This is a genomic window from Erythrobacter sp. JK5, from assembly GCF_018205975.1.
Taxonomy (GTDB): Bacteria; Pseudomonadota; Alphaproteobacteria; order Sphingomonadales; family Sphingomonadaceae; genus Erythrobacter.
Map to the genome: position 1 here is coordinate 2,137,524 of NZ_CP073577.1, position 20,221 is coordinate 2,157,744.

General features: G+C 61.8%; 27 protein-coding genes and 1 tRNA gene. 10 read left to right on the forward strand and 18 right to left on the reverse strand.

The genetic code is table 11. The features are described from left to right. Positions 1-27 precede the first annotated feature (27 nt). Complete coding sequence (locus KDC96_RS10295) at positions 28-1,005, forward strand: polysaccharide deacetylase family protein (RefSeq protein ID WP_212448356.1); 978 nt, start codon at positions 28-30, stop codon at positions 1,003-1,005. Positions 1,006-1,014: 9 nt separating this feature from the next. Beyond that, a complete protein-coding gene (locus KDC96_RS10300) occupies positions 1,015-1,920 on the forward strand; it encodes a GNAT family N-acetyltransferase (protein WP_212448357.1) in 906 nt (301 codons plus the stop codon). A gap of 39 nt (positions 1,921-1,959) precedes the next feature. On the opposite strand, the gene KDC96_RS10305 is transcribed toward KDC96_RS10300, so the two are convergent. From KDC96_RS10305 to rplK, 3 genes are all read right to left on the reverse strand, one after another. Next, on the reverse strand, positions 1,960-2,208 hold the full coding sequence (locus KDC96_RS10305; protein ID WP_212448358.1) for a hypothetical protein: 249 nt from the start codon (positions 2,206-2,208) through the stop codon (positions 1,960-1,962). Positions 2,209-2,375: 167 nt separating this feature from the next. Continuing rightward, positions 2,376-3,068: a 50S ribosomal protein L1 gene (rplA, locus tag KDC96_RS10310; protein ID WP_212448359.1), complete on the reverse strand. Its 693-nt coding sequence runs from the start codon at positions 3,066-3,068 to the stop codon at positions 2,376-2,378. A 4-nt stretch (positions 3,069-3,072) separates the two neighbouring features. After that, positions 3,073-3,504, reverse strand: coding sequence for a 50S ribosomal protein L11 (gene rplK, locus KDC96_RS10315; protein WP_212448360.1), 432 nt, complete (start codon positions 3,502-3,504; stop codon positions 3,073-3,075). A 367-nt stretch (positions 3,505-3,871) separates the two neighbouring features. On the opposite strand from rplK, the gene KDC96_RS10320 reads away from it, so the two are divergent. Next, on the forward strand, positions 3,872-4,531 hold the full coding sequence (locus tag KDC96_RS10320) for a PspA/IM30 family protein (protein WP_212448361.1): 660 nt from the start codon (positions 3,872-3,874) through the stop codon (positions 4,529-4,531). A gap of 3 nt (positions 4,532-4,534) precedes the next feature. On the opposite strand, the gene KDC96_RS10325 is transcribed toward KDC96_RS10320, so the two are convergent. The 4 genes from KDC96_RS10325 to secE are packed head-to-tail and all read right to left on the reverse strand — an operon-like array spanning position 4,535 to position 7,879. After that, the gene (locus KDC96_RS10325; RefSeq protein ID WP_371815555.1) at positions 4,535-6,271 is read right to left on the reverse strand and encodes a DUF5060 domain-containing protein; all 1,737 of its coding nucleotides are present in this window, start codon (positions 6,269-6,271) and stop codon (positions 4,535-4,537) included. Further along, on the reverse strand, positions 6,271-7,038 hold the full coding sequence (locus KDC96_RS16420; protein WP_249171753.1) for a kelch repeat-containing protein: 768 nt from the start codon (positions 7,036-7,038) through the stop codon (positions 6,271-6,273). Before KDC96_RS16420 ends, KDC96_RS10325 begins: the two co-directional genes overlap by 1 nt. Positions 7,039-7,092: 54 nt before the next feature. Further along, entirely contained in the window at positions 7,093-7,629 is a 537-nt protein-coding gene (nusG, locus tag KDC96_RS10330) for a transcription termination/antitermination protein NusG (RefSeq protein ID WP_212448363.1), read from the reverse strand. A gap of 40 nt (positions 7,630-7,669) precedes the next feature. After that, on the reverse strand, positions 7,670-7,879 hold the full coding sequence (secE, locus tag KDC96_RS10335; protein ID WP_212448364.1) for a preprotein translocase subunit SecE: 210 nt from the start codon (positions 7,877-7,879) through the stop codon (positions 7,670-7,672). 257 nt (positions 7,880-8,136) lie between these two features. On the opposite strand from secE, the gene KDC96_RS10340 reads away from it, so the two are divergent. Beyond that, positions 8,137-9,684: a sodium:alanine symporter family protein gene (locus KDC96_RS10340; RefSeq protein WP_212448365.1), complete on the forward strand. Its 1,548-nt coding sequence runs from the start codon at positions 8,137-8,139 to the stop codon at positions 9,682-9,684. Between the two features lie 49 nt (positions 9,685-9,733). Here the strand turns inward: KDC96_RS10340 and KDC96_RS10345 are convergent, their stop codons facing one another. Further along, entirely contained in the window at positions 9,734-9,883 is a 150-nt protein-coding gene (locus tag KDC96_RS10345; protein WP_212448366.1) for a hypothetical protein, read from the reverse strand. Positions 9,884-10,115: 232 nt separating this feature from the next. Here KDC96_RS10345 and KDC96_RS10350 point away from each other — a divergent pair, with 232 nt between their 5' ends. Then, entirely contained in the window at positions 10,116-10,619 is a 504-nt protein-coding gene (locus KDC96_RS10350) for a hypothetical protein (RefSeq protein WP_212448367.1), read from the forward strand. A gap of 318 nt (positions 10,620-10,937) precedes the next feature. Here the strand turns inward: KDC96_RS10350 and KDC96_RS10355 are convergent, their stop codons facing one another. Continuing rightward, on the reverse strand, positions 10,938-11,159 hold the full coding sequence (locus tag KDC96_RS10355; protein ID WP_212448368.1) for a DUF6471 domain-containing protein: 222 nt from the start codon (positions 11,157-11,159) through the stop codon (positions 10,938-10,940). Positions 11,160-11,223: 64 nt separating this feature from the next. On the opposite strand from KDC96_RS10355, the gene KDC96_RS10360 reads away from it, so the two are divergent. Further along, complete coding sequence (locus KDC96_RS10360) at positions 11,224-12,273, forward strand: IS1595 family transposase (protein WP_212448369.1); 1,050 nt, start codon at positions 11,224-11,226, stop codon at positions 12,271-12,273. Between the two features lie 324 nt (positions 12,274-12,597). Here KDC96_RS10360 and KDC96_RS10365 read toward each other — a convergent pair whose 3' ends face one another. Next, the gene (locus KDC96_RS10365; RefSeq protein ID WP_212448370.1) at positions 12,598-13,041 is read right to left on the reverse strand and encodes a hypothetical protein; all 444 of its coding nucleotides are present in this window, start codon (positions 13,039-13,041) and stop codon (positions 12,598-12,600) included. Between the two features lie 94 nt (positions 13,042-13,135). On the opposite strand from KDC96_RS10365, the gene KDC96_RS10370 reads away from it, so the two are divergent. Both KDC96_RS10370 and KDC96_RS10375 read left to right on the forward strand, forming a co-directional pair. Then, a complete protein-coding gene (locus KDC96_RS10370; RefSeq protein ID WP_249171754.1) occupies positions 13,136-13,375 on the forward strand; it encodes a helix-turn-helix domain-containing protein in 240 nt (79 codons plus the stop codon). Between the two features lie 89 nt (positions 13,376-13,464). After that, complete coding sequence (locus KDC96_RS10375) at positions 13,465-13,683, forward strand: hypothetical protein (protein ID WP_212448371.1); 219 nt, start codon at positions 13,465-13,467, stop codon at positions 13,681-13,683. Positions 13,684-13,974: 291 nt separating this feature from the next. On the opposite strand, the gene KDC96_RS10380 is transcribed toward KDC96_RS10375, so the two are convergent. The 4 genes from KDC96_RS10380 to KDC96_RS10395 form a co-directional block, all read right to left on the reverse strand. Further along, positions 13,975-14,550, reverse strand: a complete 576-nt coding sequence (locus tag KDC96_RS10380; protein ID WP_212448372.1) for a hypothetical protein — start codon at positions 14,548-14,550, stop codon at positions 13,975-13,977. Beyond that, the gene (locus tag KDC96_RS10385) at positions 14,547-14,714 is read right to left on the reverse strand and encodes a hypothetical protein (protein ID WP_212448373.1); all 168 of its coding nucleotides are present in this window, start codon (positions 14,712-14,714) and stop codon (positions 14,547-14,549) included. Before KDC96_RS10385 ends, KDC96_RS10380 begins: the two co-directional genes overlap by 4 nt. A gap of 1 nt (position 14,715) precedes the next feature. Further along, positions 14,716-15,210: a hypothetical protein gene (locus KDC96_RS10390; RefSeq protein WP_212448374.1), complete on the reverse strand. Its 495-nt coding sequence runs from the start codon at positions 15,208-15,210 to the stop codon at positions 14,716-14,718. A gap of 165 nt (positions 15,211-15,375) precedes the next feature. Continuing rightward, positions 15,376-15,451, reverse strand: a tRNA-Trp gene (locus tag KDC96_RS10395). A gap of 110 nt (positions 15,452-15,561) precedes the next feature. Here KDC96_RS10395 and aat point away from each other — a divergent pair. Further along, positions 15,562-16,290, forward strand: a complete 729-nt coding sequence (gene aat, locus KDC96_RS10400) for a leucyl/phenylalanyl-tRNA--protein transferase (RefSeq protein WP_212448375.1) — start codon at positions 15,562-15,564, stop codon at positions 16,288-16,290. On the opposite strand, the gene KDC96_RS10405 is transcribed toward aat, so the two are convergent. From KDC96_RS10405 to KDC96_RS10420, 4 genes are read right to left on the reverse strand one after another with little or no spacing between them, the layout of a single operon-like run. After that, a complete protein-coding gene (locus KDC96_RS10405; RefSeq protein ID WP_212448376.1) occupies positions 16,242-16,727 on the reverse strand; it encodes a DUF2155 domain-containing protein in 486 nt (161 codons plus the stop codon). The genes aat and KDC96_RS10405 overlap by 49 nt on opposite strands. A gap of 8 nt (positions 16,728-16,735) precedes the next feature. Further along, positions 16,736-17,155 (reverse strand): NADH:ubiquinone oxidoreductase subunit NDUFA12, encoded by a 420-nt coding sequence (locus KDC96_RS10410; protein WP_212448377.1) that lies wholly within the window; start codon positions 17,153-17,155, stop codon positions 16,736-16,738. Positions 17,156-17,200: 45 nt separating this feature from the next. Continuing rightward, positions 17,201-17,716, reverse strand: coding sequence for a DUF192 domain-containing protein (locus tag KDC96_RS10415; protein WP_212448378.1), 516 nt, complete (start codon positions 17,714-17,716; stop codon positions 17,201-17,203). Then, entirely contained in the window at positions 17,710-18,354 is a 645-nt protein-coding gene (locus tag KDC96_RS10420) for a regulatory protein RecX (RefSeq protein ID WP_212448379.1), read from the reverse strand. The genes KDC96_RS10415 and KDC96_RS10420 overlap by 7 nt, the downstream gene beginning before the upstream one ends. 131 nt (positions 18,355-18,485) lie before the next feature. Between KDC96_RS10420 and KDC96_RS10425 the strand changes: the two genes are divergently transcribed. Continuing rightward, positions 18,486-20,219, forward strand: coding sequence for a fatty acyl-AMP ligase (locus KDC96_RS10425; RefSeq protein ID WP_212448380.1), 1,734 nt, complete (start codon positions 18,486-18,488; stop codon positions 20,217-20,219). The last annotated feature ends 2 nt before the right edge of the window (positions 20,220-20,221 follow it).

Consider the following 20,221-nt stretch of genomic DNA (forward strand, 5'->3'; position numbering starts at 1 on the left):
CCCTTCTTTGCTAGGCTCGCGGGCGCAATGACATGCGTCTACATCACCATCGACACCGAGTATTCTTCGGGGTTAGTCGACGGGCTCGGCCCGGCAGACCGGGCGGAAAACTACGCCCGTTCGATCGCCTGCATCACGCCCGAGGGGCCGGCCGGGATCACCCACAAGCTCAAGGTGCTCGAGGAATTCGGCCAGAAGGCTGTGTTCTTCGTCGATCCGATGCCGGCGCTGATCTGGGGCGTGGCGTCGATCGAGGATATCGTCGCGCCGATCCTGGAGGCCGGACAGGACGTGCAGTTGCACTGCCACACCGAATGGCTCGCCATCGCGGGCGCGGCCAACCCGCTGGCCTCGGGGCGAACCGGGCAGAACCTGTTCGAGTTTCCGTTTGATGAGCAATGCGCGCTGCTTGCCTACGGCCGCGACGTGCTGGTGGCGGCAGGCGCGCCCGCTCCGATCGCCTTTCGCGCGGGCAATTACGGCGCGAACGACGATACCCTGCGGGCGCTGGCGGAGATCGGCCTGCGTTACGATTCCAGCCACTGCCCGGCCCTGCCCGAAGGCGCGAGCCGCATCAGCCTGGGCGAGGAGGACCGCGACCCGGTGCGACTGCACGGCGTGATCGAAGTGCCGGTCGGCAGCATCGGAACGCTCGGCGGCGGACAGCGCCATGCCCAGATCACCGCGCTGACGCTTGCGGAAATGAAGGCCGCGATCCGCCACGCGCGCGACACCGGGCATCCGTGCTTCACGCTGGTCAGCCATTCGTTCGAGCTCATCAACCGCCGCAAGCTGGCGGTGAACAAGATCGTGCGCCGTCGCTTCACCGGCCTGTGCCATGCTTTGCGCGACATGAGGCGCGTGAAAACCGGCACGTACCGCGACGACCCGCCCGTTCTGGCCGAAGGGGATGCTCCCAGCGAGCCCCTGCCCGCCAGCCCGGTACGCACCAGTATGCGGCTGGCCGAACAGCTGGTCTCGAACACGCTCTACGGCGCGCTCTAGGGTCGGGCGATGCGCAAGGCGACCTCCGTTTCGATCGACTTTACCGTGGGTTCGCGGAGGCTGTTCGCCGTGCAGCGGCAGCTCGCGTCGTGGTCGTTTGCACTCGAGGACGTGCTGGCCGATGGTGCGCCGGCAATTTCGCCGGAGCCGGGACCGGACGGCCTGCGGGTCCTGTCGGCTCCGACCGCGTCGATCCCGGATATCATTCGCCAGTATCCCGACCATCTGATCGGTGGGCGGCAGGATTACCGACGGCACTATATCGACATGGCGGGCTCGTACGACGATTACCTCGCGGGGTTCTCCGGCAAGACGCGATCGACGCTGCGGCGCAAGCAACGCAAGTTGATGGGCGAGGGCTGCCGGATCACCGAGCACCGCACCCCGGCGGAAATCGAGCGCTTTCTCGAGGCCGCACATCCGCTTTCGGCGAAGACCTATCAGGCGCGGCTGCTCGATGCCGGGCTGCCGGACACGCCGGCGGCGCGCGCTGCGATGCTCGAAGCTGCCGGGAACGACCGGATGCGCGCTTTTCTCCTGCACGGGCCGGATGATCCAATCGCGTACCTGTCGCTGCCGGTGTCGGGGCGGACACTGGTCTATGCGCATCTCGGCTACCATCCGGAATGGGCGCGACTGTCACCCGGCACGGTGTTGCAGATGGAAGCTCTGGGGCGTCTTTTCGCCGAACAGAGGTTCGCCTTTTTCGATTTCACCGAAGGCGAAGGTGCGCACAAGACGATGTTCGGGACCGACAGCGTGCCCTGCTCGAGCTTCGTTCTGCTCGAACCGACTATCGCCAACCGCGCCCTGCTCGGCGCGCGCAAGGCGTTCGACAGCCTGATCGCCAGGACCAGAGGCGTGGCGCAGCGTTCGGGTGCGCTGGGGCGGGTGAGGAGCCTGTTGCGGGCCTGATGAGCGGGATCGAGGCTAAGTCTCGAGGTCGAAAACCGCTTATGCGTCGAGTGTGGAACGCGGCTCGCCTGCGCTCTGTTCGCGGTACGGTTCGCGCAACCTGCGCAGCTTGACCCGCTGCCCTGCGCGGTGGCGCTCGGCATTCCTGGCGGCGCGCCCCATCCACACGAACAGCACGAAGCTCAATAGGACGAGGATGGCGAGCAGGATCGTGCGCGTGACATCCAGAAAACCGTATCCCACCGGAACGGTAACCGCTTCGAGCGCGATTAGCGTTCTCACATTCATCGATACAACTCCTTTGCCAATTGCAATGCGCAAATCGGCAAAGGTTTCCGGTGTGTTTCAATCTGCTGCCGCGATCCGTCGCGCGCCCGGTGCGTCCGGACGGAAACGCAAAGGGCCGCGAGCTTGCGCGCGCGGCCCTTCAGGAATTCGGTCGGTGAAAGAAAAGCTTACGCGCCTTCCACCTCGGACAGGTCGACCTTCAGGCCCGGGCCCATCGTAGTAGTCAGCGAGATCTTCTTGACGTACTTGCCCTTGGCACCCGTCGGCTTGGCTTTCACCACCGCCTCGGTCAGCGCCTTGAAGTTCGCTTTCAGGTCTTCGTCCTTGAACGACAGCTTGCCGATGCCGGTGTGGATGATGCCCATCTTCTCGACGCGGAATTCGACCTGGCCGCCCTTGGCGTCCTTGACGGCCTGCTCCACGTTCGGGGTGACGGTGCCGAGCTTCGGGTTCGGCATCAGGCCCTTGGGACCCAGCACCTTGCCGAGACGGCCGACCACGCCCATCATGTCGGGCGTCGCGATCACGCGGTCGTAATCGAGATTGCCGTTCTGCATGTCTTCCATCAGGTCTTCGGCGCCGACCTTGTCGGCCCCGGCGGCGGTCGCCTTGTCGGCGTTGTCGCCGCGCGCGAAGACCGCGACCTTCACGTCCTTGCCGGTGCCGCTCGGCAGCGAGACCATGCCGCGGACCATCTGGTCGGCGTGGCGCGGATCGACGCCGAGGTTCATCGCGACTTCGACCGTCTCGTCGAACTTCGCCTTGTGCTCGCGCAGGGTCGAGATCGCTTCGTCGACGCTGTAGAGCTTTTCGTTATCGAGGCCGGCGAGGACCTTCTGCTTCTTCGTCTGCTTTGCCATCGGATCAGCCCTCCACCACTTCGAGGCCCATCGAACGGGCGGAGCCTTCGATGATGCGGGTCGCCATTTCGATGTCGTTGGCGTTGAGATCGGCCATCTTGGTCTGCGCGATCTCGGCCAGCTGCGAACGCTTGATCGTTCCGGCGACTTCCTTGCCCGGCTCCTTAGAGCCCGACTTGAGCTTCGCGGCCTTCTTGATCAGGAAGCTCGCCGGCGGCGACTTCGTGGTGAAGGTGAACGACCGGTCGGCATAGACCGTGATCGTGGTCGGGATCGGGGCGTTCTTTTCAAGGTCCTGCGTCGCGGCGTTGAACGCCTTGCAGAATTCCATGATGTTGACGCCGCGCTGACCGAGCGCGGGGCCGATCGGCGGGCTCGGGTTGGCGGTGCCGGCGGGCACCTGGAGCTTGATGTAGCCCTCAATCTTCTTGGCCATAACTGGCCTCCTTTCTCACTGTCCCCCGGATCAGGGTCCGGGGTCATGTTAAGCGGTCGAGCAGCCCGTTCTCACGAACCTCCCGCGTGGAGTTCCCGTCGATGTGATGGGAGCGGCGCAGATAGGCGCGAAGCCAACGGAAATCAACCGAAAGGTGATTCGGTTGCGCAACGGGCGAAGAGGGCGATTCGCCAGCACGAATTGCGACCGTTTTTCCAAGGGATTCGGTCCTCCGGCTCCCGAGCCGGCACGATCATCCGGAGTAGAATTGCGCGCGGCGTCATGCTCGTCGGTTTCGAGAAGCCCCTTCAATTGTTAAGTATTCCAGACTATTGCTCTCGCCAAAGACAAACCAAGGGGGCAATCCGTGATCCATGTCGCGATCCGTGTACGCGAACTCGTTTCGAGCAATGTCGATAGCCTGGTCAGCAGGGCCGGCGACCAGCGCAAGATGCTGCGGCTGCTGCAATCGGAGATCGAGGAAACGCTGATCACGCTGTACGGCGACCTTGCGAAGCTCAGGCGCGCGCACGAGCGCAAGGTCCAGACCGCCGCCAAACTGGCGGAAACCGCGGAAGAGTGGACGGCCAAGGCCAAGGTCGCGGTCGATCACAAGCGTGAAGACCTGGCTCGCGCGGCGTTGCTCACGCGCGAGAGCGACCGCAAGAGGGTCGCGGCGATGCGTGCCGAGGCCGCCACGCTGGCCGAAGAACTGGCCGAGATCGAAGCGGCCGTCGCCGAACTGGAAACCAAACGCGCGCAAGTCGGGGCGCGGATCGCGGCTGCCACGGGTGATGCCGAAGGGTCCGCAGACGCGGATGCCGGCAGCGACAGTCGCACCGCCAGAAGGCTGGATCGGATCGACGCGCTCGACCGCCGGGCAAGTTTTGCGGAAAAGGAGAGCGACGAGCCGTCGCCCGATGCCGTCGATGCCGAGATCGCCGCGCTCGGGCAGGCCAGCGCGATCGACGCCGAGCTTGCGGCGATGAAGCAGCCCGCCAAACGCGCTCGCAAGAAGGCGAAGTAACTCCTAGCGCTTCTGCGCTTCCCATTCCCGCCGGATCGCCGCTGCCTTGCGCCACAGCAGGTCGCGCGAGCGCAGGTCTTCGGCAGTCAGATCGTTGTGCGGGTGGTGCGCGCCGAAATACCATTCGACCCCCTGCCCGCCCGCCGCCAGATGCGCGCGCATCGCAAGCGCAAGCAACCGGTCGTGGCCGTCGGGCGAATTGGCGTCAGGCACCGCGCCGTCCTGCCATGGTCCGATCTCGTCCATGCTGATGACCCACGGCCGACCCGCCTCGCGCGACAGGCGCAGCCATTTCGCCGTCTCGGACCCCACCATCTCGGGATCGGACACCTGGAAGGACAGCCCGTCGAGACCCGGATAGCCGAGCAGCGGGGTCAGGATTGCATCCTTGTCCACCGCTTCGGAATGGGTGTGGAGCAGGATCGGGCGGTCATAGGGATCGATTGCCGAAATCCAGTCGATCATCGCCTTGCGCTGCGCAGTGTTCTGGCCTTCGGGCCGCCAATGCACCGGTCCGTTTTCCTCGCCGAGATTCCAGATCAACCCGTTGTGATGGGCGAAGCGCGCCGCCAGCTCGCTAAGGTAGAACCGCCGCTCGCGCCCGGTGTCGCCGCCATCCATCAGCAGCTCGTTTTCGGTTTCCTGCAGCACCACATGGAGCGCGATCCCGCGCGCCTGCATGTGTCCGAAAACCCGGTTCCATTGCGCCAACTTGCTGATATCGAAACGGAAGAAGTCGCCGGGTTCGGCATGCGGCCAGACATCCTTCCCGTCGCCCGCAACATTCCAGGTCAGGAAATACTGCGAATTGACGCCGACAGCGGCGAGATAGTTGATCGCGCCCACCAGTCCTCGCCCGCGTCCCGCGCCCCATTGCGGATCGCCCGCGCGCCAATCATTCACATGGGGGGCGAAGCGGTGCAACTCGCTGCCGCTGTCGGCCTCGCCATCGCGCGCGTTTCCGCCGACCCGCCAGGTGCCGTCGAACCCGGTATAGGCGAGCAGGTTTTCGGGGCTGTTGCTGCCGCTCTTGTACCATCTGCGTCCACCATTCACGCGCATCGCCCCATCGCGCGCGTGCAAGGGCCCCAGCGCCCGGCCGGTCCAGCCACCCGATCCGTCGCTGTTCTCGGCAACGGCGAGATTGCCGGACCAGCGCCCTCCCGGCAGCGTTTCGCCCGCGTCCGGGTCGAGATCGATCGCGATGTCTTCTCCGTGTGCGAGTCGAGCGCTCCAGCGCCATTCGCCCGCATCAGGCGGCGTGAAATGAAGCCGCCAGATCCCGCCCGATTCCGCGCCGCTGTCGGCGGCGTCCCCGTCACCCGCGAAAAAGCCGCGCACGGCGATCGGCTCGCCTCCGCTCACCGGGGTGAAGGTCGCCATCAGCCGGTGATCGGTAAAGGTCGTGCGGTCGGCTTCGGCGAACTCCTGCGCGACAGCGAAATCGAACATCACCGGGTGATGCGCCATTCCCGCAAGCGGCAATTCGGGACCGGGCACCGCGAACGCCTCGATCGAGGTCAGTTCGGGACCGCCGCCACGATTGCCCGATCCCGACGCGACGAAGGCCTGTCCGTCGGCGAGGACGATACCGGTGCCGTGGCGCCCTGCGATCAGCGCAGGCCACTGGGCTCTCGCCAGCGTATCGGGGGCGAACACCTCAACCGCCGCATGCGCCGCCGGCTGCGCGCCGCTTTCCCCGCCGGCATAGACCAGCCTGCCATGCACCACTGCCGCCATCAGCCCGGCCCGGGGTTCGGCAAGCGTGAAGGCGGGAACAGTTGCCAGCCAGCGATCGTCGGCGATGTCGAAGATGTCGCCCTGCGGCTCGGTCGGCTCGAACCCGTTGTCGGGATCTTCGCCGGTCCTGCGCCCCCCGGCCGCGAACAGGCGGTTGCCATGGGCGAGCATTTGGAAATGGTCGCGGCGGTGCGCCATGTCGGCATGGCGTCGCCACTTGCCGGTGGCGAGTTCGTAGCTGTCGAGCCAGCCGACTGTGCCTCCGAGGTGGCCATTGGTAATCCCGCCCGCCCACCAGATGCGCCCGCCATAATGGACGACTCCGCCGCCCCCCGCAGGCGGTCTGGCGGCAGCGCGATGCCTTCGGCGAAGCGGTCTTCGCGCGGAAGGTAGCGCCAGACACGATCGGGCGGTGTTTCGTTCGGCCAGCCACCGGTAAAGGCGCCAACGATCCAGATTTCATCCCCGACAACGATGGGTTGAAAATGGTGCATCTCGAACGGAGGCGTCGCACCTTCTGTCCAGGTGCGCGTCGTCGGATCGAAGATATCGACGGGCCTCATCCCGCGTCCGCCGATCAGGTAGAGCTTGCCGCCGAACGCGATGAAGCCGGCCTCATGCCGCGCGCTTGGCTGCCCTTCGGCGGTGACGGTACGCCACGTCGGCCCGGGTGGAGAGCTCGCACCGGGCGGCGCCGCGATGCACGACGACAAGACGAGCGCCGCCAAGGCGGCAAAGGCGAGCCTGAAGATTACCGGCAGTTGCACGCCGCCAGCATGCGGCGGAGCGCAGGATTGGGCAACCGTGAATTGCCGGCGGTCTTACTTGACCAGTTCGACCTGTTCGAAATCGAGCTCGACCGGTGTCGCACGGCCGAAGATCGAGACGCTAACCTTGACCTTCGCCTTGTCGAAATCGAGTTCCTCGACCACGCCGTTGAAACTCGCGAACGGGCCGTCGAGCACCTTGACCTGGTCGCCGATCTCGTAATCGACGCTGATGTCCTTCTTGGGCGCGGCCTTGGCTTCCTCGACCCCGCCGAAATAGCGCGCGGCTTCCTTCTCGCTGATCGGTTGCGGCTTGTTGCCGCTCCCCAGGAATCCGGTCACCTTCGGCGTGTTCTTGACGAGGTGGTAGATGTCGTCGGTCATGTTGAGCTTGGCGAGGACGTAGCCGGGCATGAACTTGCGTTCGACCTGCACCTTCTTGCCGCGCTTGATCTCGGTCACGGTTTCGGTCGGGACTTCGACCTCCTCGACGCCTTCGGACAGGCCCAGCCGCTCGGCTTCGGCGATGATCGCATCGCGGACCTTGTTCTCGAAACCGGAATAGGCGTGGATGATGTACCAGCGGGCCATGAATCGTCCTTGAAGATTGAAAGCGTGAAAAGGCTGCGCGTCAGATCAGCGCAAGCAGGAAATTGACCACCGCGCGGAACAGGCTGTCCAGTCCGAGGAAGAAGAGCGCCAGGATCACCATGAAGATGAACACGAAGATCGCGGTCCGGATAGTCTCCTCGCGCGTCGGCCACACGACCTTGCCGGTCTCCGCGCGCACCTGGTTCACGAATTCGGGGATCGAGGTCTTGCGCTTCTTCTCTTCGGCCATGATGGCAGCCTTCGTCCTTAACTGCGGGTTCGCTTCCGCTTTCAGGTAGGGCTCCGCGCCGCCCCGGACAAGGTCCGGGAGGGGCTGGCTGGCTACCGATGTCGGAAGACGGCGCAGCCATTACGCGCGGTGTTGCACAAAATCAAGCGTGCCGGGCTTCGTGCGCGGGGGCTAGCCATCGCCGGGCCGCCGCATTAGCGTGCGCCGCAGTTCAAGGTCGCGACGGGATCGGGCCGCACTGAGGGGACTTTAAGCACATGGCAGCCAACGAAGCCGGGTCGACATCGCTCGTCGACCGCGTCGTCAACGTTTCGGACTTCATCTGGGGAGGCGAATGGCAGGGCGAGCAGATCCTGCAGATCGGCGGAATTCCGATCCCGCCGATGACGGTGATCCTGCTCGGCATCGGGCTGTGGATGATGATCGGTCTCAAGTTCTATCCGATCATCAAGTTCGGCTCGGCGATCAAGGGGCTGTTCGCGGGCCGCAAGGGGTCCGGTTCGGGTGAAATCTCGCCGTTTGCAGCCCTTTCCACCGCGCTTTCGGGACAGGTCGGCACCGGCAATCTCGCCGGCGTCGCCTTTGCGATCGCGTGGGGCGGTCCGGGCGCGGTGTTCTGGATGTGGGTGACCGCGCTGATCGGCATGGCGCTGGCGTTTGCCGAAGGCTCGCTCGCGATCCGCTATCGTGAAACCACCAGCGACGGCACCAAGCGCGGCGGCCCGATGAGCTACATCATGATCGGGCTTGGGCCGAAATACACATGGCTGGCGATCGTCTTCTGCATCGGAACGCTGTTTTCCGCGCTGGTCACGGGCAACTCGATCCAGTCGAACGAGGTCGCGACCGGGCTCTACGAGCTGTTCGGTATCGAGCGCTGGGTCGGCGGCCTGATCGTCGCCATCGCGGTGTTCGTCGTCATCATCGGCGGGATCAAGTCGATCGGCAACGTCGCGGAAAAGGTCGTGCCGTTCATGGCCGCAGCCTACATCGTGCTGGCGATCATCGCGCTGATCCTCAATGCGGGCGACCTGCCCGAAACCTTCAGCCGGATCTTCGCGGGCGCGTTCAACAACCAGGCGGCCGAGGGCGGCTTCGTCGGCGCAGCGATCATCATCGCGATCCGCGCCGGTGTGGCGCGCGGGCTGTTCTCGAACGAGGCGGGCCAGGGGTCGACCCCGATTGCGCACGCGGTCGCGCAGACCGACGATCCGGAACAGCAGGGTCGCATGGCGATGCTCGGCACGTTCATCGACACGATTGTGATCTGCACCATGACGGCGCTGGTGATCCTGACCGTCCAGGGCGATTTCACCGGCGGCGGGCAGGCGGTAGAGCATGTCTGGCAATCGGACCTCAGCACGGTCGAGACCGCCGGTGTGGCCACCACCATCGCTGCCTACAGCGCGGCTTTCCCGACGCTGATCGCGGGGATCCCGCTGGGGACGCTGGTGGTCAGCGTCGCGCTGATCCTGTTCGTATTCACCACGCTGCTGACCTGGTCGTATTACGGCGAGCGCGCGATCACGTTCATCTACGACCGGGTGCCGGGATCGACCCTGCGCGGCGAAAAGGTGCTGCACATCATCTGGCGGGTGATCTGGTGCGTCGCGATCTTCGTCGGCGCGACCCAGCCGTCGCAGCTGGTGTGGCGTCTTGGCGATATCTCGAACGCGGCGATGGCGCTGCCCAACCTGCTGGCGCTCGCGCTGCTGTCGGGCGTGGTGTTCAAGCTGGCCAAGGGCGAGCGGAGCGCGGGGCGCGACTACGGCGCGGAAACGCCCGAAGAGCCGGAGGAGTACTAGGCAAGCCGGGCGGGCGCATCCGCATCGCAAGACGCGCCCGCATCACGGCCTAGTTGCGGCCAAACAGCCGTTCGAGCCAGCTTGGCTCCTCCATCGGGCGGATGGGACCATAGGCCAGCGCCCGCAGCGACGGATCGCTGTAGGGGCGCGGGCTGGTCCAGCTGTCGGGCCGCGAACTGCGGAAACTGTAGTGACTCATTTGGATCTCCAGACTCGTTCCAAAACTCGGTTCGGCGATGAAATCGCACGGTTCGTCTGGCGCGAAGCTGACCGAACCGGTTAGGTTTCATTCAGGAGAACGGGCGAACGACGCCTGCGGTTCCCCGTCAGGCGGTGTGTGCGTCCGGAGAGAAAGGGAAATGCGGCCTTTGCCAGCAAACGCACCAAGAGCCATCTAGCGCTTTCCGCCCGCCCCAGCGATCCTATGGGGCATGGCAAAAACAAACAGACTAGCTTCGAACGAAAGGAAGATGCGTGCCCTCCTTGGTGAGCGGCGCGATCTGGAGAATCGGATTCAAAAGGCCGAAAAGCTCGTTGGCAACATCGACACGATGAAGGCTCGGCTACAAGAGATCGAGAATCGAATCGAGAACGGCATTCGTTGGATTCAGGATGACCATCCGAGTTGGACGCCTGATCATCTCGATCCAAAAAAGCCCTTTGTGCATCATAATCTGATCAAGTTCGGCAACGGGACCAAGCTGACCCTTGCGATCCTTCGTGAGGCGTTCGAGCCGATGACAGTGCGAGAGATCGCAGCCGAGGCCATCCGCAGAGAGGGTCACGAGACCTTCACAGATGAAGAGCTTGATACAGCCGCCAATACCGTCAACGCGGGCCTCAAGCGCCAGATTCAGCTTGGAGCCCCCATCTCCCACGATAACCACTACCCACGCCGGTGGTTCTCACTCGTGGAAAATGGCGACGAACTATAGAGCACAACTATAGAAGTTGATTGTGACACGTGATTTTCAAATAAAACTTGAGCTATTCACTTTACAGATTGACTATTAATAGCGACTCGGACAAATATGAATGGCCATTGCCAAGACAAAAAACCCTTGCAAGGTCAATATTTTTCTTTAAATGACGATTCGTTCGCTTGAGAAAGCGAAACCCCAGAGCGGCGGCAACCGATCTGGGGTCTCTTTCACACGCCCCTTTGTCATAGAAAGGAGGGTGATGTCGTGCGCATTACACGCGCCACGCAGCGCTATTACTTGACTCCGATATAGGAGTCCAGCCGGAAATGATCACTCGGTGAGCCGTAGGGTCTCTACGTTCATCACGGCCAACGCGGAGAGAAAGAAATCTGCCGTGAAGGACCCTCGGCTCACCTTGTTCCTGATCGACGCCTCGGATGCCTCGATCCCCTCTGCCGCCAACAACTCAGACAGATCGGCATAGCTCACCTCGCGCCGGACCATTTCGGCGCGGAGGATTCGGGCTGCCAGCTTATCACCTTTTTGGGACATAAATCTCACATATGACATATTTATCGCCAGAAGTGACACAAAGGCTCTTGCGAATCTGGGACATATGTGTCACATCCGATACGAACGTAACGTATCGGAGGAAAAAGCGAAACACTTTCACACTTCATCGGCTTCCGTCAGCCTTGGTATTCTCGACATCACCGATATGTCCGAGGACGAATGCGAGCGTGCGGTTGAGCTAATCCGGTTCGCTAAGACGAACGGAGAGCCACACTGCGTTTGGTGTGATTGCGAGGTCGCCTACAGGATCAATCGGACGGTCAAGAATCGAAAGACAGGCGAAGTTCGCACGCGCCGCCTATTCAAATGCAAGAAGTGCCTCAAGCAGTTCTCCGTGACATCGGGGACCGGTTTTCATGGCCGGAAGCTCAGCTTTAAGAAAATCCTCCTCGGCGCTCTGCTGTGGGTGGATACCGAGTCTGGGTTGGCCGGGCTCGAAATGAAACGTCAACTCAAGTGCAATCACAAATCGGGTTGGCACCTTGGGCAACGTCTCCGCCACACAGCAACCAGTTACGTCACTTCGGAACTGGTGGAAGGTGACTTCGAGATGGACAGCACGTCGTTTGGTGGCAGCGTCCGCAAAGCCAACGAGGCCGAAGCTCGCAAGAAGCAGCCACGCCGCGACGAATCCAAAGTCACAACTGTCTCGATCCTGAGGGAAAGGAAGCCCGGTGGGCGCGTCGTACCGTTTCTCGGAAACGAAGCGCAGTTAGCTAGAGTGATCGGTCAGGTTGCCGACATCGAAGGGCGGCCGTTTGTTGACGAACATTCAGCGTGGAACGCCCTCTTCGCGATCTTCCCCGAGGTCAAACAGATCAAGCACAAGGACCGTTATTCGGACGGCAAGGGCGTTTCGACGAATTTGGCGGAATCCTACTTCTCACGCTTCAAGCGTATGTATCGGGGAGTCTACTTCTCGTTCTCCTCGCAATATGCTCACGTCTATAACGGCGAAGGTGCGTGGCGGGAGCGCCACTGCCGTGTCCCGAACGGCGATAAATTCGTCAATGTTCTGGCGGGCGTGCTCCACCACCCGCCAACACCCATGAAAGGCTATTATCAGCGGACGCGGCGCAGGAAGGCCGTGTAGTGGCTACCTTCACGATTCACTTGATAGGCCAGTCGTTGCCGCTCACGATCGATCTCGACTGCCAAAGTGTCGATGAGCTTGCAGAGTTAGTCGCGCAGTCCAGGTTCGTCCTTGGTCATTTGGAGGACGCCGACGAGGATGGTGTTTGTCGGCGTGTAATGGTGGCGACCGGTCGGATACAGTGCGCAATTGAAGCCTAGACGATCACATATCCGACAAGCAGAAACAGGCCCCCAATTACGAGCGTCATGAGGCCTTTGATCAGATCACGAGCGCCCCGGCTAACAATGGCTGCGAGGATGAGAAGGCCAATCAACCAGAGCATCAAATCGGCTCGACCGCGCCCGTCCGGACGTTGACCAAGTAGTTAGACTGCCCAGTTCCATCCCGGTTTGTTATGCACCCAATTCCGTAATGGGATTGGTCAACCTTCAACATCTCGTATGGTATGGCACAAAGATAGCCTTTCACGTTGATTGAAGCGCTCACATAATCCACCGATTGTCGCCACCGCTTCTCCTCTTCTGGCGATCTGTCCTCATCTCCTGAGAACGCCTCAAGGATGGCCTCTTCCAGAGCCGTAGTGTCATCGGAAGGAGGCTCGCTACTAATTGCGTCACCGAGGACGGTTGCTTGCGGTTCTGTTTGGGAACCCTTGATCGTCTCACCCTCCTGAGCAACCGAACGCTCACGCCCTGCCTCTCCAAGGGCAGCCACAAATGCAATGGCCAGAACGATCGCCCCAGAGCCTTTGACCACCCAGTGCATTGATTATCCCTCCTGCCAAAAGAATCGCGCCAAAGGTTAACAGCGGGATTCATACTCCGTGGACTGATAGTCCGCACTGTCGAGATTGGGAAGGGTGGACCCATATCTCGACATTCTCGGCCAACGCATCCGCGCCAAGCGGAAGGAACTCGGCATGTCGCAAGAAGGTTTAGCCAATGAGGCTGGGCTCGATCGCAGCTATGTCGGCCGGATCGAGAGAGGCGAGCACAACCTGACCTTTGTCTCGCTGGTGAGGCTGTGTCGGGCGATGGGGTGTGACGTGGCCGCTCTGACGGGCGACATACCAGCAGGCACAAAACAAGGCTTAACCTAAACTTGACTTTAGGTTAAGATTTGAGTATACTCTGTGTCGCTCGATTGCGATGGGCTAGCGAGCATCCCCACATATTATTGGAAGGTACGATGGCGAAGGAATATCCTAGCCGACGTGAGGATTGGTTCGTCCCACATGAGACGACCCTCAAGCTGCCTGACGGACGCGAAATCACCGTAGACGGCATCCCCTATGAAGGCTGGGGCACCGCCCCCGGTGTTTGGGGAATTGTCGAAAATTACGAATACACGAAAGAAGGTGGACTAAGGTTCGATTTCGTCCATCGCTGGGTCATTCCTCAGCGATGATGTTGCCCTGTTCATCTAAGGGCACCCCGTTGTTGCGGCAACGCGTCCAATTGGGACAATCGTCTGTCATCATGTCCGAGGCATTCGGATGAGTGCAACGGTCAGAGCGATCATTGGGGTCTTCTGAGTATCGGCGGTCGGGTATTGGCCCAAATGTGACGACTGCGGCGAAGCCGCAAACATCGCATCGGACACCGAAGTGCCTTGCCTCGTAGCGCTGCTGATTCATTTCGAAACGCCCATCACCAATCTAATAGACACGGAGCGGCTATGCGACCTGAGACTTAAAGATCAGTTGCTTTCGCCACCCTCTTTTGGGCGCGAGGGAGTAGCTGTCTTTTTGATTTCAGGAAAATCGACTTGAAAGGTTCCGAGATGGATAAATAAGCGCTGAAAACGCCCAATTCTCACTAACCCCTCAGTGATCCCCATGTGCGTTCTGGTTTGATTTTCGCAATCATTCGCGAGCGCTCTCAATTCACTGACACAGTCACCTTCGATTTCAGCCCTAGCTTGGTTCCACTCGCGTAAATCATCCTCACTAGGATCAGGCGTAGCGCGAATATCGTTGGCCAGTTTTTCCCAAGCTTTCATCCATTCCGCATGGCGAGCACCTGTTGCCCCGAAACCGTAGACTACCTGTCCTATGGCAAGTGCAGAGATCAACAAAGCCGCCAATTGTGCGATGAGAGTAGGTCCTCCTTGTATAAGGCTAACGAAAACGCTCGTCCCCGCGATGATAGATATGAGGTTCGAGAGTTTATCTAGGCCGATCAAAAAAGAAGCGCGCCGCCTGTGGTATCGTGCTGAATACTCCGCACGGTATTCCAGTCTGAAGCGCTCGTCGAGGCGCTGCTCTTCATTCACTTTTTGTTCGGTCGAGTAGGAGGCTTTAGGTTTGAAGTCACCTTTTGCTCGGTGAGCGGTCGGGTGCCTTTACCACTATCACGCAACTCCGTTTTCTGCGTGCTGATGACACTCTTGTCTTGCGATTTGTCTTTGCCAGCTTTGTTTTCGGGCTTATCAGCCATATTAGACCCCATTGCTTTCTGCTTGTGTGAGCACATCGGACGACCAGACTTCGGTATTTGGATCATCGTCCAAAACCACTTTCCAGCGAGTGAAGCCGATCGCGGTCGTCGGCACCGAAGACCGGATTACCCCATCATTGAGCCGCAAACACTGCCGCATCATGGGACGCTCGTTCTGCAATCGAACATAAAGTCCATCCGGTGCGACCCAAGCCGATGTATTTTCTGAATTTGTCGCTGACGATAAGTCAACCTCAGCCCTAAGCTCATCGACGACGGCTGCATGGCCTGACAGGTTATCGATAAAAACTGTATGCAGGGAATGGCTGCTTGGCGCTTCCCCAGACAAAGGAACGACAACTGTCGATCTGTCTGGATTTTGTCCATCAAATCTCGCCGACAGGCAAAGCATTCCCTCACCTAAGTAAGGGTAATAGAAGATGCTCCCGACGGGGACTTCTTCGATATGCTTGATGGCTGGAGTTTTGGTAAGCAAATGGACCTCCCCCGCAACACGATAGTGCGAAAGCCCACACCTGCAACCGACTCAGCATTGATGCTTGGGGAAACAGCACTACAGCGACTCAAATCGCGATAAAGCCATTTGTGCATTTGCTACCCAATACCGTCTTGGTGCGTTTGCTGGCAAAGGCCGGGGAAATGGCAGGGGTGACAGGATTCGAACCCGTGGCCCTCGGTTTTGGAGACCGATGCTCTACCAGCTGAGCTACACCCCTGCACGGGAAACGGGCCTTTATCCGAGCGTCACCCGATAGGCAACACAGGATATCGCAGCGATCGGCAGGCATGGCTGGCAAGCGCTTCCGATGGTGCTACATTGTCCGGCATGCATTCGCCCTTCGATCCAGCCGCGCGCGCGCCGATCCCGGTCGATACGCTGTTGCTCGCCTATCGCAGCGGAATCTTCCCGATGGCCGATGCGCGCGAAGATCGCGAAGTCTTCTGGGTCGAGCCGCGCGACCGGGCAATCATACCGCTCGACGGTGTTCGTATATCCAGGAGCCTGCGCAAGGCGATCCGGCAGGACCGTTTCACGGTCACGTTGGACCGGGCTTTCGAGCGGGTGATCCGCGCCTGCGCCGAGCCGCGTCCCGGGCACGAAGAAAGCTGGATCAGCGAGCGGATCGTCGCCAGCTATCTGCAATTGCACAGCGCGGGCCATGCACATTCGCTCGAATGCTGGTCCGCACCGCACGACGATCCCGAAGCGGCACCGGATCTGGTCGGCGGGCTCTACGGTGTCGCGTTCAACCGGGTGTTCTGCGGGGAAAGCATGTTCAGCCGCGCCGACAACGCCAGCAAGGTCGCACTCGCATGGCTGGTCGCGCTGATGCGCCAGGCGGGCTACGCCCTGCTCGATTGCCAATTCATGACCGAACACCTCGCCTCGCTGGGCGCGGTGGAACTCCCCCAGCCGCAATATCTCGGGCTGGTGCAGCAGGCCGCCGGCCCGCCCCGCTCAAGCCTGCATGAGGCGCTGGCGCATTTCGTTCAGGGAGAACCGGGTCACTCGCCGGGAAAGCTCATCGCGCAGTCCTTGACCCAGACGTCGTAGATCGGGTGCTCGACCACGTTGAGGCTGGGCGATTGCTTGAACAGCCAGCCGGAAAAGACGCGAGTGTGTTGCGACCGTCCGCGCTCGAGCACTTCGACCTGCACGAATGCGCCGGTTTCCTGCGGCATTTCCCACGGCGCGGTGCGTTCGCAGGCCGACAGCCGCACGATCACCGGCCCGACCTCGCGCGATTCGCCGGGGCGCATTTCGAGGTCTTCGGTGACATTGTTGCGCTTGTTGAGCAGGCCGATCGTCGCGACCCGCTCTTCCATCGGGGTCGCGCCTTCGGCATCGATAACCGGCGCGGCGGCAGCCGCATTTCCCTGCGAAGTTTCGGATTCGCCGATCGGCACTTCGACCGTTTCGGGCTCTTGCTGGTCACCGCCGCATGCGGCGAGCGCGAACAGCGCGGCAGCGACAAGGGGCGGACGCAGCATCGCGGCGTTCAACCTTCGGGCGTCCAGGCCTCGTAATCGCCGACCGCGCGGGCGCGCTTGCCGCCGCGTTCGAGCGCACCCTGAGGACGATAGGCCGCGGGCGTTCCGGTGGCGTTGGGCGTGTAGTCGGTTTCCCACACCTTGGGTGGCGGGAGATGGCTTTCGGGCACATCGTCGAATGCGCCATGCAGCCAGCCGTGCCATTCGGCGGGCACGCGGCTCGCATCATTGGCCCCGGCATAGATGACCCAGCGCTTCGCATTCTGGGTGTAGGATCCGGTATTCGGACCGTCCTTCGCCTTGGCGCGGTAGTACTTGTTGCCTTGCGCATCGGTGCCGACATGCTCGCCGCCGACGCGGCTCGCCCACCACTGCGTGCCGAGCGTGGCACCATCCCACCAGGTGAATATCTTTCCGAACAGGCCCATGGCCGGGCGGTTAGCGGATATGGCCGGGTGAGCCAAGCCGGAAACTCAATCGGGGAGCGTCCATTCGACCCGGTCGCCCGGGACAATTCCGAGCGCTTTGGCGCGGCCCGCGCGCAATTCGAGCACCGCGATCGACAGCCCATCCGATGGTACCGAATCGAGCGAGTATGGCACGGTGTCGGCGGCGATGTTGCTGATCCGCCCGTCGACCCCGACAAAAATGATATCGAGCGAGAGCGGGGTGTTCTTCATCCAGAAACTGCGCGCCTGCGGCTCCTGCGAGGGGAACAGCATTCCTTCGAAATCGCCAAGTTCAGTGCGGAACATCAACCCCTTGGCCTGCGCCTGCGGCGTGTCGGCGAGCTCTACCCTGAAAGGGATGCGTTTGTCGCCGCGTACCACCGCGAGATCGATCAGATTGAGGCCCGAAACCGGATGCGTGGCCACTGCGGTATCGGATATCTGCGCTGTTTCCGATGCCTGCGCCAGTGCCGGCCCGGTTTCGGCCTGCGAACATGCCGCCAGCACCAAAACGCCAGCCAGCGCCGCCAATCTTACCATGGTCCGTCCTCCTGCCGGTCGCCGGTTTCGCCGTCCTGCGCTTCTACCAGCCAATCTTCGATATCGCCGATAGCTGCTGCCTCGACGATGAACCGCGCGTGCCCGAAGTCATGGCCCGCGCGCAACATTGCGGCAATCTGTTTCTCTTTCGCGGCGCGTTGCGTGTCCGCGGGAGCCGCGTTGTCGATGCGGTGCCCGAACGCGCCGAATCCGCGCTTTTTCGCCAGCAGGATCGCCGCGCGGCGACTGTCGGCTTCCCCCGGCGCATGGTCGGTGCGGATCTGCTCATCCACCCCTGCAGCCCACAGCGCCTGTTCGACCCGCCGCTTGCCGTATCCGCGCGCGGTGAGATCGCGACTGCGCATTCGTGCATAGGCTTCGTCATCGACATAGCCGAGCTCGATCAGCCGCGCGACGAGCGCTTTCACGTCGAGCGCGCGGTCGCGGCCATCCTCGCCTTCGGCGATGCCGCGCTCACGTATCTTGCGGGCGAGATAGGCTTCGAGTTTTGCGCCGGTGGTGGCGTAACGAGCGGCATAAGACAGCGCGAGATCGCGCAACGCGGTCTCGTCGAGCGGGCGCTTGCGGTTGCTTTTTCCGCGACGACCCGAGGGTGATTTAGTTTCAGATGAAACCATTTTGCCTTATTGGTGCCACAGTCCTTATCAAATGGGAAAAATTGGAGCGCCGCGGAAAGCCATCCCGTGCGCGTTGGGGATATGATAGGACGCGCAGGGCCGCGCCGCAAATTACGGGTATCGCGAAGAAAATGACCGACGCCGCAATGACGCCGACGCCGAACGACTGCGGGTTACCCCGCATTCGTGCGCAATTTGCAACCTTTCACGAGGCGATCGATTACGCTGCGCGCAGCGAAAAGGGACTCAATTTTCACGATATGCGTGGACAACTCGAGCGCGTGTATCCGTACTCCGAAATGCGCGCGGATGCGCTCGAAATGGGTCGGCGACTCGTTGCCAGCGGGATCGGCAAATGCGATCGCGTAGCGTTGATCGCCGAAACTGGCCCCGAGTTCGCGGCACTGTTCTGCGGCTGCGTGTATGCCGGGGCGTGGCCCGTGCCATTGCCCTTGCCGACCACGTTCGGCGGCAAGGAAAGCTATATCGACCAGCTCGCGGTGCAATTGCAGAGCTCTGACCCGACGATCCTGATCTTTCCCGAAGAGATCGGCGAAATGGCGCAGGCTGCCGCCGCGCGCCAGGGTTGCAAGGGCGAAAGCTGGCAGGATTTCGCACAGCGCCCCGCGCCCGAATGCGACTTCCCCGAAACCGGCCCCGAAGACATCTGTTACCTGCAATATTCCAGCGGCTCGACCCGGTTTCCGACCGGAGTGGCGGTGACGCACGAGGCGTTGCTGCATAACCTCTACGGTCATTCGACCACGATGCATCTGGGCGCAAACGATCGCTGCGTCAGCTGGCTGCCGTGGTATCACGACATGGGCCTGGTCGGCTGCTTCCTGTCGCTGATCGCCAACCAGGTATCCGGCGACTATCTCAGGCCCGACGCCTTCGCCCGCCGACCGCTGGCATGGCTCGACATGATCAGCCGCAACAAGGGCAATACGCTGTCCTATTCGCCGACGTTCGGTTACGACATCTGCGCGCGCCGCATTTCGAGCCAGAGCCACGTCGCCGAACGCTTCGACCTGTCGCGCTGGCGGGTCGCGGGCAACGGCGCCGACATGATCCGCCCCGACGTGATGCAGCAATTCGTCAATGCCTTTGCCGATGCCGGGTTCAAGGCCAGCGCCTTCACCCCGTCCTATGGCCTCGCCGAAGCCGTGCTGGCAGTTACGGTCATGCCGCCGGGCGAAGGAATACGCGTCGAACTGGTCGAGGAAGAGCGCCTGTCGGGCACCCCGCGCGACATTTCGCGCCCGGCGCGCTACCGCGCGATCGTCAATTGCGGCAAGGCGCTGCCAGACATGAAGGTCGAAATCCGCGGCGAAGACGGCCATGCCCGCGGCGACCACCAGATCGGCAAGGTCTGGTGTCACGGCCCCAGCGTGATGCATTCCTATTTCCGCAACGAGGAAGCGACCGAGGATTGCCTGGTGGATGGTTGGCTCGACACCGGCGACATGGGCTATCTGGCGGATGGATATCTGTTCATCGTCGGGCGCGCGAAAGACATGATCATCATCAACGGCAAGAACCACTGGCCGCAGGATATCGAATGGGCGGTTGAGCAGCTGCCCGGCTTCAACCACGGCGACATCGCCGCTTTCGCGGTCGAGACCGACAATGGCGAGGAAGCCCCGGCGGTGCTGGTGCATTGCCGCGTTTCCGATCCCGTAGAGCGCGTGAAACTGCGCGAACAGATCGCCGACAAGGTGCGTTCGGTGACCGGCATGAGCTGCGTCGTCGAGCTGGTTCCGCCGCGAACGCTGCCGCGAACCTCATCGGGCAAGCTCAGCCGCGCCAAGGCCAAGAAGCTGTACCTGTCGGGCGAGATCGTGCCGCTACAACTGGCGGCGTAAGC